The following is a 12,339-nucleotide window of genomic DNA, read 5'->3' on the forward strand; positions in this document are numbered from 1 at the left end:
ACCTCGCCCGCCCGCTGCCGCCGGGGCCGTTCGCGCCGCCGCGGCTCCGGCCGGGGCCGAGCCTCCCCCGAGCAGCCCGGCGGCCACCGCGAGCGCCGCCGCGGCCGCCGCTCCGGCCGTGATGCCCGCCCGCCTGCCGCGGGCCGTCCTTGTGCGCTCCGTCATCCCCCGCCCCCTCACCGGTACTCGGCCAGTCGGCGGCCGATGCCCCTGACCACGCCCGCCGCCGCCAGGACGGCCAGCACGGCCGCCCCTGCGGCGAGCGCCTCGTACCCGCCGGCCACGCCGGAGGTCTCCGTACCGAAGCGGTCCTGCTCGGCCGCGCCCGCGGCGGCCAGCTGCCGGTCCATCGCGGCCCAGGCGGCCTCGGTGGTGGTGTCCGAGGCGACCGCCACGGTCGCCCGCAGCGCCGCCTCGTAGTCGCCGGCCCGGTCGCTGGCGGCGGCCGCGTCGTGCCGGGAGTCCCACTGCGCGAACTGCTTGCGGGCCTCGTCCAGCCGGTGCTCCGCCTCGCGGGGGCGCGGGCGGCCCGCCCGGTCCAGGGTGCCGCCGCCGGCCCGGCCGCCGCCCGGCGTCGGTGCGCCGCCGAGCGACCCGGTGACCGTCTGCCAGCGCTTGCCGTAGCTGTCGCTCGCCCCGCGGGCGACCAGGTTGAGGTTCTCCGCGGCGCGGGCCTGCAGGGCCTCCGTCCGGGCCTGGCCGAGCACCCGCAGCGGCTCGGCGCCCCGGGTGCGGCCGGCGGTCAGCGAGGCGGAGGCGACCGCGCCGCCCACCGCCAGCCACAGCACCGCGGCCAGCACCGCCGCGGAGGCCGCCACCAGGCCCGGGTTGAACACCCGGTTGGTCCGGCGGAACAGCAGCACCTGGTACCCGCCGAGCGCGGCCAGCGCGGCCAGCCCCAGCAGCAGGGCCGCCACGGGCATCGCCCCGGCCGCGTCGAAGTCCTCGTCGAGCTGCCCCGACTCGGCGGTGACCAGCTGCTGCGCGGACGGCAGCATGGTGTTCTGCATCAGCCCCGAGGCGTACCGCAGGTAGGCGCCGCCGAGCGGCAGGCCGAGCCGGTTGTCGGCCCGGGCGGTCTCCACCAGACCCGCGTACTGGGGGAGTTGGCGGCTCAGGTCGTCGATGCGGTGCTGCGCCTCGGAGTTGGCGGCCGTCCGGGCGGCGGCCCGGGTGAGCAGTTCGCCGGCGGTGGCGAGGTCGTCCTCGTACCGCTTGCGCAGCTCGGCCGGTTCGTCGCCGGCGAGCAGGAAGCCGCCGGCCGCGGTGGTGTCGGCGTCGGCGAGGGAGCGGTAGATCTCGGCCGCGTCCCGGCTGAGCGGCTGGCTGTGCCCGACCACCCGGTCGGTGGCCCCGGCCCGCCGGTCGGCCTGCCAGGCCGCCGTCCCCCCGAACAGCAGCACCAGCGCGACCAGCGCGGCGCCGGCCAGCCGCAGCCGGCCCGGCGGGGTGTCCGCCGCGCGCCGCAGTGCGGCCAGCCGCTCGCCGGCGTCCTGCAGCCCGGGCAGCCGTGCCGCGGAGCCGCGCCCTGCCGGCTCCGGCAACGGCGCCGTGCCTTCGACGACCGCCGGTCCCGTCACCCGCCCCACCCCCCTGTGTGCCCCGTGTCCCCGTGCGTCCCGCGGGACGCCGGCCCCCTGATGCCAGCAGTATGGCCGCCGGATGTGACGACCACACGCGAGTTGTGCCGATCTTGAGATTGCGCCAATGGGCCGATCCGCCCGAACGTGGACGTTCCGTGCGCGCAGCGCCCGGCCGGCCGCCCCGAACCCTCCCGCCCGGGGCGCCGCGGGGGCGGCCGTAGCATGGCGGCATGCGTCTGCTCGGCACCATCACCCCGGACCGTCCGCTGCTCGTCGTCGCCGTCCGGGAGGAGGCGGCCCACCTGGGCGAGCGCCTCCCCGTGCTGCTCACCGGCATCGGCAAGATCAACTCGACGGCCGCGCTGGCCACCGTGCTGGCCGGGGGAGTCCGGCCGGCCGAGGTGGTGAACCTCGGGACGGCGGGCGCGCTGCGCCCCGGCCTGGCCGGCACCACGCACGAGGTCTCCCGGGTGCTGCAGCACGACATCGACACCCCGGTGCTGCGCGCGCTGACCGGCCGCAGCTACGGCGCGCCGATCACCCTCAACGAGGGCGTCGGCCCGACCCTGGCCACCGGCGACCTCTTCGTCTCGGACGGCGCGGCCCGCGACCGGCTCGCCGAGCGGGCCGACCTGGTCGACATGGAGGGCTACGCGATCGCCACCGTCGCCCGCCGGGCCGAGGTGCCGGTGCGCCTGGTCAAGTACGTCAGCGACGAGGCCGACGACGGCGCGGCGCACACCTGGCGCGAGTCGGTGGACGCCTGCGCGAAGATCCTCGCGGCCTGGGCGGACGAGCACCTCGGCGACCGCTGAGGCGCGCACCGCGCACACGGCGGAGGCCGGGACCGTCGCGGTCCCGGCCTCCGGCCGTTCGTGGCGGCGGGATCAGCCGGTGATCTGCACGCCGGTCAGCGCGGGCACGAACTGGTCCAGCTCGGAACGCCAGTAGCGGGCGACGTTCAGGCGGGTCGCCTTCTGCTCGCCGGGGAAGTGGAACTGCATCGAGCTCCACATCGCGGCCCGCTTCACCTCGGTGATCAGGGTGCGCGCCTGCTCCAGCGGCACCACGTGCACCAGCTCCTGCGGCCGGTTGCTCATCCGCGAGGCGCGGTGCACGACGACCACGCGCTCGGTGAGGGTGACGAAGTAGTACTTCACGAACAGCTGGCCGATCAGGCCGAGCTGGCTCATCAGCCACGGGCTCGGGCCGGTGACGGTGTGGAAGGTGACGACGGGCCGGTCGTTCGGCTCGATCGCCGCGATCGCCTCGGCGACCTGCTCCTGCATGGTGGACTTACGGATCGCCATCTGGCGCTTCCCCCTGGGGATCGGGTGGGCGCCCCGTGGACGGGCGCCGTACGAAGCCGGGAGCGTAGCGTTCGTGGGACCGTCCTATCAACGTTCAAACCTCCCGACCCGGATTCTTGACCGCTCCTTGACCGGCCGGCCACCCGCGGGACACCGGTGGGGCCCCCCCCCCCCCGCCCCGGGGTGTGCGGCCCCCGGGGCGGACGGCGGGAGATCGGGACACCGGCGGCCGGGACACGGCCGACCGGACGCCGGAGCGCCGGAGCGCCGGAGCGCCGGACGGCCGGTCAGGCGGCCGCCGGGTGCACCGGTTCGTAGGCGGCGCGCAGCCGCAGCTGCGCCCGGTCGTCGGCGCCGATCCGGTCGAGGCCGAGCAGGGCGGCGCCGAGGACGGGCGGTGCCACCACGATCCGCGGCTCGGCGAGCGGCGCGGCGGCGGCCAGCCGGGCCGTCACGTTGTCGACCAGCAGCGGCAGCCGGTCGGCGAGCACGCCGCCGCCGAGCACCACCGGGACGGCCTCGTCCAGCAGGCCGAGCCGCCGCAGCGCGACGGTGGCGAAGCGGACGATCTCGTCGGCCTGCCGGTCGACCAGGCCGAGCGCCACCCGGTCGCCCGCCTCCGCGGCGGCGAACAGCACCCGGACGAGCTCGTGCAGCCGCTCCGCGGAGATCTCGCCGAGGTGCATCCCCTCGGCCACGGCGGTGGCGGAGGGCCGTCCGAAGTGCGCGCCGATCGCCGCGGCGAGCCCGGTCGGCGCGCCCCGGCCGTCCTCGGCCCGGGTGGCGTGCCACATCGCCTCGGCGGCCAGTCCGCCGCCGCCGCCCCAGTCACCGGTGAGCCGGCCGAGCGCGGGGAAGCGCGCGGTGCGCCCGTCCGGCAGCAGGCCCACGCAGTTGATGCCGGCGCCGCAGACCACGGCGACGCCGCGCGGGCCGTCGGTGCCGGCCCGCAGCAGGCCGAAGGTGTCGTTGGCGACGGCCGCGGTGGTGCCCCACCCGCGGGCCTCCAGTGCGGCGAGCAGCCGCTCCTCCTCGACCGGCAGGTCGGCGTTGGCGAGGCAGGCCGAGACGTGCGCGGCCACCGGGGCACCGGGTCTCAGACCGGCCTGTGCGGCGACCGACTCGACCAGCGGGGCGAGGCCGCCGATGGCCTCGTCGGCGCCGTCGAGCTGCGGCTGGAAGCCGCCGCCGCGGGCGGAGCCGAGCACCGTGCCGTCGGCGGCGACCAGCGCCACGTCGGTCTTGCTGTTCCCGGCGTCGACGGCGAGGACGCCGGGGAGCGGGGCGTCGTGCTGGCGGTTCATCGGTTCTCCCCGGGGTGGTGCGAGGCGGTCATCGTCGGGTCACGCCCAGCCGAGGTGGGCGCGGTTGTGGGCGATCAGCCGGTCGGTGAGCCGGTCGGCGAGGTCGATCTGGCCGACCAGCGGGTGGGCGAGCAGGGCGTCGAAGACCCGGTCCCGGCCGCCCTTGAGCGCGGCGTCCAGCGCCAGGTGCTCGTAGGCGGTGACGGCGGCGATCAGGCCCGCGTAGAGCGGTTCGACCGGGCGCTGCGGCAGCGGGCGCACGCCCTGCGGGTCGACCTCGGCGGGCACCTCGATCACCGCGTCGTCGGGGAGGAAGGGCAGCACGCCGTCGTTGCGGGTGTTGACCACCTGGACGCCCGTGGTGCCGTCGGTGCCGAGCAGCGCGGCGATCAGCTGGACGGCGGCCTCCGAGTAGAAGGCGCCGCCGCGCTTGCCGAGCAGCTCGGGCTTGGTGTCCAGGGCCGGGTCGGCGTACATCTCCAGCAGCTGCCGCTCGATCGCGGCGACCGCGGCGGCCCGCGAGCCCTGCACCCTCAACTCCTCGACCACCAGGTCGTGCTGGTAGAAGTAGCGCAGGTAGTAGGAGGGCACCACGCCGAGCCGGCGGACGACGTCGAGCGGCAGGTGCAGGTCGGCGGCGATCGCCTCGCCGTGGCCGGCGAGCAGTTCCGGCAGCACCTCGCGGCCGGTGGCGGCGCCGGGGGCGTCGAGCAGGGTGACGCCGCGCTCCCAGGTGAGGTGGTTGAGGCCGACGTGGTCGAGGCGGACGCGCTCGGGCTCGACGCCGAGGTGGCCGGCGAACTTCCGCTGGAAGCCGATCGCGACGTTGCACAGGCCGACGGCCTTGTGGCCGGCGGTCTGCAGGGCGCGGGTGACGATGCCGACCGGGTTGGTGAAGTCGACGATCCAGGCGTCCGGGTTGGCCCGGCGCACCGTCTCGGCGATGTCCAGCACCACCGGGACGGTGCGCAGCGCCTTCGCCAGCCCGCCCGCGCCGGTGGTCTCCTGGCCGACGCAGCCGCACTCCAGCGGCCAGGTCTCGTCCTCGTTGCGGGCGGCCTGTCCGCCGACCCGCAGCTGCAGCAGGACGGCGTCGGCGCCCTGCACGCCCGCGGCGACCTCGGACGCGGTGGTGACCCGCGCGTCGTGGCCCTGCCGGGCGAAGATCCGCCGGGCGAGGCCGGCGATCAGCTCCAGCCGGTCGGCGGCCGGGTCGACCAGGACGAGCTCGCCGATCGGCAGGGTGTCCCGCAGCCGGGCGAAGCCGTCGATCAGCTCGGGTGTGTAGGTGGAACCGCCGCCGACGATTGCCAACTTCAGTGCGGACATCAGCCCTTGACCCCTGTCAGTGTCACGCCTTCGATGAAGGCCTTCTGTGCGAAGAAGAAGAGGATGATCACCGGCGCCATCACCAGCAGGGTGGCGGCCATGGTGAGGTTCCAGTCGGTGTGGTGGGCGCCCTTGAACGACTCCAGGCCGTAACTCAGCGTCCAGGCGCCCGGGTTCTCGCTGGCGTAGATCTGCGGGCCGAAGTAGTCGTTCCAGCAGGAGAAGAACTGGAAGAGCGCGACCGCGGCGATCGCCGGCCGGGCCATCGGCAGGACCACCCGCAGCAGGGTGCGGACGTCGCCGCAGCCGTCGATCCGGGCGGCCTCCAGGTACTCGTTCGGCACGGTCAGCAGGAACTGCCGCAGCAGGAAGATGGAGAACGCGTCGCCGAAGGCCATCGGCACCACCAGCGGCCAGAGCGAGCCGGTCAGGTGGAGCTGCTTGGCCCAGAACAGGTACATCGGGATCACGGTGACCTGCGGCGGCAGCATCATCATCGAGACCACCGCCATCAGGGCGAGCCGGCGGCCGCGGAAGCGGAACTTGGCCAGGGCGTACGCCACGGGCAGGCTGGAGACGACGGTGAGCAGGGTGCCGAGGCCCGCGTACAGCAGGCTGTTGCGCCACCAGGTGAGGAAGCCGGGGGTGCGCCAGACCTGCGCGTAGTTCTCCCAGTGCCAACTCGTGGGCCACAGCTCGGAGGTGAGAGCCTGACGGTCGCTCATCACCGAGGTGAGCAGCACGAAGACGAAGGGCAGCAGGAAGAACAGCGCGGCGGCGATCGCCAGCGAGTGCACGGCGACCCATTCGAGGGCGGCGCGGCGGCGGGCGGTGCGGGCGGCGGCCGTCCGGGCGCGGGCCGGCAGCGGCAGGGCGGGGTTGAGGGTCACGGCTCAGTCCTCCACCAGGCCGGAGCCGCGCCGCAGCAGCAGGGCGGTGAAGGCCATCGAGATCGCGAACAGGACGAGGGCGGCGGCGCAGGCGGTGCCGGTGTCGAAGCGCTGGAAGCCGAGGTTGTAGACCATCTGCGGCAGGGTCCAGGTCGAGCCGTGCGGGTAGCCGGGCTCGAACTGCTGGCCGGAGCCGCCGATCACGCCGCTGGCGACCTTCCCGGCGACGATCGCCTGGGTGTAGTACTGCATGGTCTGGATGACCCCGGTGACGACGGCGAACAGCACGATCGGCGTGATGTTCGGCAGGGTGACGAAGCGGAACCGCTGCCAGGGCCCCGCGCCGTCGAGCTCGGCGGCCTCGTACTGCTCCTTCGGCACGTCGAGCAGCGCCGCCATGAAGATCACCATCAGGTCGCCGATGCCCCACATGGCGAGCAGGGTGAGCGCGGGCTTGGACCAGTCGGGGTCGGTGAACCAGCCGGGCTGCGGCAGGCCGAGGTCTCCGAGCAGGTGGTTCACCGGGCCGGTGCCGGGGTTGAGCAGGAAGGCGAAGGCCATCGTGGCGGCCACCGGCGGCGCCAGGTAGGGCAGGTAGAAGGCGGTGCGGAAGAAGCCCGCACCGGTCTTCACCTTGGTGATGAGCACGCCGACGCCCAGGCCGAAGGCGACCCGCAGGGTCACCATGACGGCCACCAGCCACAGGGTGTTGCGCAGTCCCTGCCAGAAGAACGGGTAGTGCGCGAAGAGGTACGTCCAGTTCTTCAGGCCGTTGAAGGTGGGCGCGGTGAAGCCGTCGTACTTCATGAACGAGAAGTAGGCGGTGGAGACCAGCGGGTAGGCGAAGAACAGACCGAAGCCGATCAGCCAGGGGGAGAGGAAGGCGAGGGTGCGGGCCCGCTCCCGGCGGGGCTTGCTGCGCAGCGCCGCCGGCCGGGGGGTGTCGGTGAGTGCCATGGCGCGTCCGTCACTTGGCCTGGTCGATGGCCGCGTCGATCTCCTTGGCGGTGGCGGCGAGCCCGGCCTTCAGGTCGGAGAGCCGGCCGGACTCGTACGCGTAGCCGAGGTTCTGCAGGGAGACCTGGTACGCGCCGCCGTTGACCGAGGCGGGCGTGGTCGAGGAGTTCGGGTTCTTCGCGATGGCCAGGAAGGTGCGGAAGTTGGCGTCGGCGTCGAGCTTGGGCGAGTCGAGCGCGGCGAAGGTGCTGGGCACGTTGTGGATCGCGTTGGCGAAGCCGACGACCGCGTCGGTGTCGGTGGTCAGGTACTTGACGAGCTGCCAGGCGGCGGTCTGCTTCCGGCTGCCGTTGGCGATGCCGATGATGGTGCCGGTCTGGTAGCCGCGGCCGTAGGAGGCCACCTGGTCGTCCGGGACGGGGAAGGGCGCGGTGGCCCACTCGAAGGCCGGCTTGTCCTCGGCGAGCGAGGCGGTGCGCCACTCGCCGTCGATGGCCATCGCGACCTGCCCGGTGGTGAACGGGTTCTTGGCGCTGAACTCGTCGCCGAAGCCGGTGCGGTACTTCTCCAGCTTCTCGAAGCCGCCGAGCTTGTCGACCAGGCCCTTCTGCCAGGCGAACATCGCGGCGACCTTCGGGTCGGCGGCCACGTCGGACTTCCCGTCCTGCCCGAAGTAGCCGGCGCCGTACTGGCCGAGGAAGTGCGAGGGGGTGGACTCGTAGCCGTGGTAGTTCGGCATGAACCCGAGCTGCTGGTAGCCGTCGCCCCGGGCGGTCGTCAGCTTGACGGCGTCCGCCTCGAACTCGGAGAAGGTCTTCGGCGGGGCGGTGATGCCGGCCGCGGCGAACGCGGTCCTGTTGTAGTAGAGGCCGTAGGCGTCGCCGAGCAGCGGCAGCGAGCACTGGTTCCCGCGGTAGCCGCTGTAGGAGAGCATCGCGGCGGGGAAGGTCTTCGCCGGGTCGATGCCGTCCTTCTTCAGGAAGGGCGTCAGGTCGGCCCAGACCTTGGCGGAGCAGAACTTGCCGACGTTGTCGGTGGTGAAGGACGAGACCACGTCGGGGGCGTCGGCGCCGCCGGCCCGCAGGGCCTGCTCGCTCTTGTCGTCGGCGATGTTGCCGACCACCTTGACGTGGATGTTGGGGTGGAGCTTCTCGAAGGCGGCGATGTTGGCGTCGATCGCCTTGGTCTCGTTCTCCTGGCTCCAGCCGTGCCAGAAGGTGATGGTGACGTCCTTGCCCTCGGCGGAGCCGTCGTCCCCGCCGCCCTGGGGGGTGCCGGTGCAGGCGGTGAGCAGGGCGAGGGCGGCGGCGGCACCGGTGGCGGCGGCGAGCGTCCGGCGGGTTCTGCGCGGGGTGTGCACTTCGGGGTCCTCCTGGGGGGACGCGGGCAGGGGGCATCGCCCCTCGGCCCGTGTGCGGGAGACGGTGGCGTGGCGGTGGTGCGGGTCAGTGGGTGGTGAAGGCCGCTTCCCGGGCGGTGGCCAGGGCGCGCTGCAGCGCGCCGTGCAGGACGGGGGAGCCCGGGACGGTGCTGCGGCGCACCTCGGGACGGGGGATGGAGATCAGGGCGAGCGCCTCCTCGACGAGGGCGCGCAGCCGCTCGCCGCCGGCGGTGGGGATGCCGCCGGAGAGCACCAGCAGTTCGGGGTCGACGACGGAGACGATGACGGCGAGGCCCACCGCGATCCGCTCGGCGAGCTCCGCGAGGAAGGCGTCGCCGTCGCCCTCGGTCCGCAGGGCCAGGTCGACGGCCTCCTCGGCGGTGCCGGCGGCGAGGCGGTGCGCGGCGGCGAGCTCCAGGACGGCGTCGGCGCCGGCGAGCTCCTGGAAGCCGCCGGAGTTGCGCCGCCGCACGTCGCGGACGACCGGGGCACCCGGCACCGGCATGTAGCCGACCTCGCCGGCACCGCCGGTGAAGCCGCGGTGCAGCCGCCCGGCGATGACGATCGCGGCGCCGATGCCCTCCTCGGCCCAGAGCAGGACGAAGTCCTCGCAGCCGTGCGCGGCGCCGAGGGCCTGCTCGGCGATCGCGGCCAGGTTGACGTCGTTCTCGATCGAGAACGGGGTGCCGAGCGCGGCCTCCAGGTCGGCGAGCAGCCGCGGGGAGTGCCAGCCCGGCAGGTGGGAGGCGTAGCGGAGCTTGCCGGTGGCGGGGTCGAGGGCGCCGGGCACGCCGATGACGACCTGGTGCAGGCCGCCGTCGGCGAGACCGGCCTGGCGGACGGTGGCGGCGAGGGCCTCGCCGACCTTCTCGACGGTGCCGGCCGCGGACCAGCCCTTGGTGGCGACCTGGTGCTCGGCCAGCGTGGTGCCGGTGATGTCGGCGACGGCGATCCGCACGTGAGTGGTGGTGACGTCCAGTCCGGCGACGTACCCGGCGGCCGGGTTGACCTGGTAGAGCTGGGCGTTCGGCCCGGGGCCGCCGGCGGTGGTGCCGACCGGCACGACGAGTCCGGCGGCCTCCAGCCGGGTCAGCAGCTGGGAGGCGGTCGGCTTGGAGAGGCCGGTGAGGGTGCCGATCTGGGTTCTGGAGAGCGGGCCGTTGGCGAGCAGCAGTTCCAGGGCGGCGCGGTCGTTGATCGCGCGGAGCAGGCTCGGGGTGCCGGCGAGCGGGGGGCGGGTGGTGTCGGTCACGGCTCGATCCTCCTCTGCGGGTCCGGCCCGGTCACCTGCGGGCCCGGCAGGTGGCGCGGCGAACTGTTAGGAAAGTTTCCAATTGCTTCGAGAGGACCGTAGATCCCGGCCGGAGCAGGTGTCAATGACCTGATGTCGAAGCGTTACCCCGGGTACGCGAAGGGCCCCGCTCCCACCCGGGAACGGGGCCCTGCTGAAGTTGCACCACCAGGGGCGCGCCAGCGCCTCGAAGACGGCTCCTGCGGCTACTCCACCGACTGCGCCGGTATCGGCTTGACCGCGGCGGACTGCGGCGACAGCGGGTCCGACAGCGCCGAGGGCGCCGCGATCTCCGCCGCCGGGACGGCCGCGACCGGTGTCGCCGACACCGTCACCGCCTCCTCCTTGAGCTTCACCCCGGCCTCGTCGAAGGCCTGCTTGAGCCGCTGCCGCAGCGCCCGCGCCACCTGTGGCGACTTGCCCGGCGTCGTCCGCGCCTCGACCTTGAGGACCAGCGAGTCGGTCGCCACCGAGTCCACGCCCAGCACCTTGACCCGGCCCCAGATCAGCTCGTCGTACGGGGTCTCCTTGGACAGCTGCTCGGCCGCCTCGGTGATCAGCGCCTCGACCCGGAGGAGGTCCTCCTTGTAGCCGACCTGGACGTCCACCGTGGCGGTGCCCCAGCCCTGGCTCATGTTGGCGATCCGCTTCACCTCGCCGTTGCGGATGTACCAGATCTCGCCGCCCGCGCCGCGCAGCTTGGTCACCCGCAGGCCGACCTCCAGCACCGTGCCGGAGGCCACCCCGGTGTCGATCTCGTCGCCGACGCCGTACTGGTCCTCCATGATCATGAAGACGCCGGACAGGAAGTCGGTCACCAGGTTCCGCGCGCCGAAACCGATCGCCACACCGGCCACACCGGCACTCGCCAGCAGCGGTGCGAGGTTCACGCCCAGCGCCGACAGCACCATCAGTGCGGCCGTGCCGAGGATGGTGAACGAGGCCACGCTGCGCAGCACCGAGCCGATCGCCTCCGACCGCTGCTGGCGGCGCTCGGTGTTCACCACCCCGCTGTTGGCCAGCAGACCGCCGAGGCGGCCCAACTCCTCCTCGTCCTCCGAGGGGCGGCCCATCCGCGCCACCAGCTGCGATATCAGCTTGCGGACGACCGCGCGCAGGACCAGCGCGAGGACCACGATGAAGACGATCCGCACACCGCCCTCGACCCAGCTCTGCCAGTTCTGGTCGAACCAGCTGGCGGCCTGCTTGGTGGAGGCCGTCACCTCCTCGGCGCTGGTCGGCAGCTTCAGGTCGAGGGTGGGTTGGGCTGGCGAAGGGGTGGCTTCGGCCAGGAGGCCGGTGACACCGGAGCGGAACACGTGCGGGCCTTCCGTGGTGCGGGGTACGGCCGGCGCGCGACGCCGGCACGGCCCGGCTGGCGGACCGTCCCGTCCAACCCTAGCGGCCCGCGCGGGCACCCCGGACGGCCCGTCAGCCTGCCCCGGCCCCCGCACACGCCCCCTCACCGGCGGCGACGCGTGCACCGGGCCCGGCGCGCGGGCATACGTCCTATGACGGATTCCACATCCGGTCCGTTACACAGGAGTGGTGGCGCCGTACGAAGGCGTAAGGCGACACTGGGGGAGATCGCGCCACAGCGCGATCACCGCTCGTCCCGGCGCGAGCCACGCGCCGCAGGCGTCCAAGGAGGCATCCGTGCCGCATGTCCTGGTCCTCAACGCGTCGTACGAACCACTCGGAGTGGTCTCCGCCCGCCGCGCCCTCATCCTGGTCCTCAACCACAAGGCGGTCAGCCTGGAGGACTCCGGAACCACACTGCACAGCGCCACCACCACCGTGACGGCACCGTCCGTCGTCCGTCTGACCCGCTTCGTGCGGGTCCCGTTCCGCGGGCCCGTCCCGCTCACCCGCCGCGCACTGTTCGCCCGCGACCACGGGCGCTGCGTGTACTGCGGGGCCGCCGCGACCAGCGTCGACCACGTCATTCCGCGCAGCCGGGGCGGCCAGCACCGGTGGGACAACGTGGTGGCGGCCTGCCGCCGCTGCAACCACGTCAAGGCCGACCGCCACCTCACCGAGCTCGGCTGGCGGATGAAGCGCGCCCCCGCCCCGCCCAGCGGTCTGGCCTGGCGGGTCATCGGCACCGGCATCAAGGACCCCCGCTGGCGCCCCTACCTGGAGCCCTACGGCGGCCTCGACCAGTTCCGCGAGTACGAGCACCACGACCATACCGACCACGCGGGTGCCCTGCCGGCTCCGGCCACGAGGACCCACCCGACCCGCCGCCGCGGAGAGCCGGAACCGCTCTCCGCCTGACAGACAAGGGCCTGCCC

11 protein-coding genes are annotated in these 12,339 nt (G+C 74.0%); 2 read left to right on the top strand and 9 right to left on the bottom strand.

All coding sequences use genetic code 11. The features are described from left to right. Positions 1-176: 176 nt before the first annotated feature. Positions 177-1,580 carry a CHASE3 domain-containing protein gene (locus ABD353_RS23865; RefSeq protein WP_344625699.1) on the bottom strand — a complete coding sequence of 468 codons (1,404 nt, stop codon included), beginning with the start codon at positions 1,578-1,580 and terminating at the stop codon, positions 177-179. A gap of 233 nt (positions 1,581-1,813) precedes the next feature. On the opposite strand from ABD353_RS23865, the gene ABD353_RS23870 reads away from it, so the two are divergent. Next, positions 1,814-2,398, top strand: coding sequence for a nucleosidase (locus tag ABD353_RS23870; RefSeq protein ID WP_344625700.1), 585 nt, complete (start codon positions 1,814-1,816; stop codon positions 2,396-2,398). 72 nt (positions 2,399-2,470) lie between these two features. Here ABD353_RS23870 and ABD353_RS23875 read toward each other — a convergent pair whose 3' ends face one another. The 8 genes from ABD353_RS23875 to ABD353_RS23910 all read right to left on the bottom strand — a co-directional run bounded on the left by ABD353_RS23875 (position 2,471) and on the right by ABD353_RS23910 (position 11,364). Continuing rightward, positions 2,471-2,893: a hypothetical protein gene (locus ABD353_RS23875; RefSeq protein WP_344625701.1), complete on the bottom strand. Its 423-nt coding sequence runs from the start codon at positions 2,891-2,893 to the stop codon at positions 2,471-2,473. 287 nt (positions 2,894-3,180) lie between these two features. Next, positions 3,181-4,197 carry an N-acetylglucosamine kinase gene (locus tag ABD353_RS23880; protein WP_344625702.1) on the bottom strand — a complete coding sequence of 339 codons (1,017 nt, stop codon included), beginning with the start codon at positions 4,195-4,197 and terminating at the stop codon, positions 3,181-3,183. Between the two features lie 39 nt (positions 4,198-4,236). Next, entirely contained in the window at positions 4,237-5,517 is a 1,281-nt protein-coding gene (locus tag ABD353_RS23885; RefSeq protein WP_344625728.1) for a 6-phospho-beta-glucosidase, read from the bottom strand. 8 nt (positions 5,518-5,525) lie between these two features. Continuing rightward, complete coding sequence (locus ABD353_RS23890; protein WP_344625703.1) at positions 5,526-6,416, bottom strand: carbohydrate ABC transporter permease; 891 nt, start codon at positions 6,414-6,416, stop codon at positions 5,526-5,528. A gap of 3 nt (positions 6,417-6,419) precedes the next feature. Continuing rightward, on the bottom strand, positions 6,420-7,373 hold the full coding sequence (locus ABD353_RS23895; RefSeq protein ID WP_344625704.1) for a carbohydrate ABC transporter permease: 954 nt from the start codon (positions 7,371-7,373) through the stop codon (positions 6,420-6,422). Positions 7,374-7,383: 10 nt separating this feature from the next. Further along, positions 7,384-8,733 (bottom strand): extracellular solute-binding protein, encoded by a 1,350-nt coding sequence (locus ABD353_RS23900; RefSeq protein WP_344625705.1) that lies wholly within the window; start codon positions 8,731-8,733, stop codon positions 7,384-7,386. 85 nt (positions 8,734-8,818) lie between these two features. Next, positions 8,819-10,006 carry an ROK family transcriptional regulator gene (locus ABD353_RS23905; protein WP_344625706.1) on the bottom strand — a complete coding sequence of 396 codons (1,188 nt, stop codon included), beginning with the start codon at positions 10,004-10,006 and terminating at the stop codon, positions 8,819-8,821. A 245-nt stretch (positions 10,007-10,251) separates the two neighbouring features. Beyond that, positions 10,252-11,364, bottom strand: a complete 1,113-nt coding sequence (locus ABD353_RS23910; protein WP_425555232.1) for a mechanosensitive ion channel family protein — start codon at positions 11,362-11,364, stop codon at positions 10,252-10,254. A gap of 337 nt (positions 11,365-11,701) precedes the next feature. Between ABD353_RS23910 and ABD353_RS23915 the strand changes: the two genes are divergently transcribed. Then, entirely contained in the window at positions 11,702-12,322 is a 621-nt protein-coding gene (locus tag ABD353_RS23915) for an HNH endonuclease (RefSeq protein ID WP_344625707.1), read from the top strand. The last annotated feature ends 17 nt before the right edge of the window (positions 12,323-12,339 follow it).

The organism is Kitasatospora arboriphila, assembly GCF_039528095.1.
Classification (GTDB): Bacteria; Actinomycetota; Actinomycetes; order Streptomycetales; family Streptomycetaceae; genus Kitasatospora; species Kitasatospora arboriphila.

What these genes read in the sequence shown, in the direction of transcription:
- ABD353_RS23895 (WP_344625704.1), bottom strand. Translation starts at nt 7,373, where the DNA reads ATGGCACTCACCGACACCCCCCGGCCGGCGGCGCTGCGCAGCAAGCCC.
- ABD353_RS23870 (WP_344625700.1), top strand. Translation starts at nt 1,814, where the DNA reads ATGCGTCTGCTCGGCACCATCACCCCGGACCGTCCGCTGCTCGTCGTC.
- ABD353_RS23880 (WP_344625702.1), bottom strand. Translation starts at nt 4,197, where the DNA reads ATGAACCGCCAGCACGACGCCCCGCTCCCCGGCGTCCTCGCCGTCGAC.
- ABD353_RS23875 (WP_344625701.1), bottom strand. Translation starts at nt 2,893, where the DNA reads ATGGCGATCCGTAAGTCCACCATGCAGGAGCAGGTCGCCGAGGCGATC.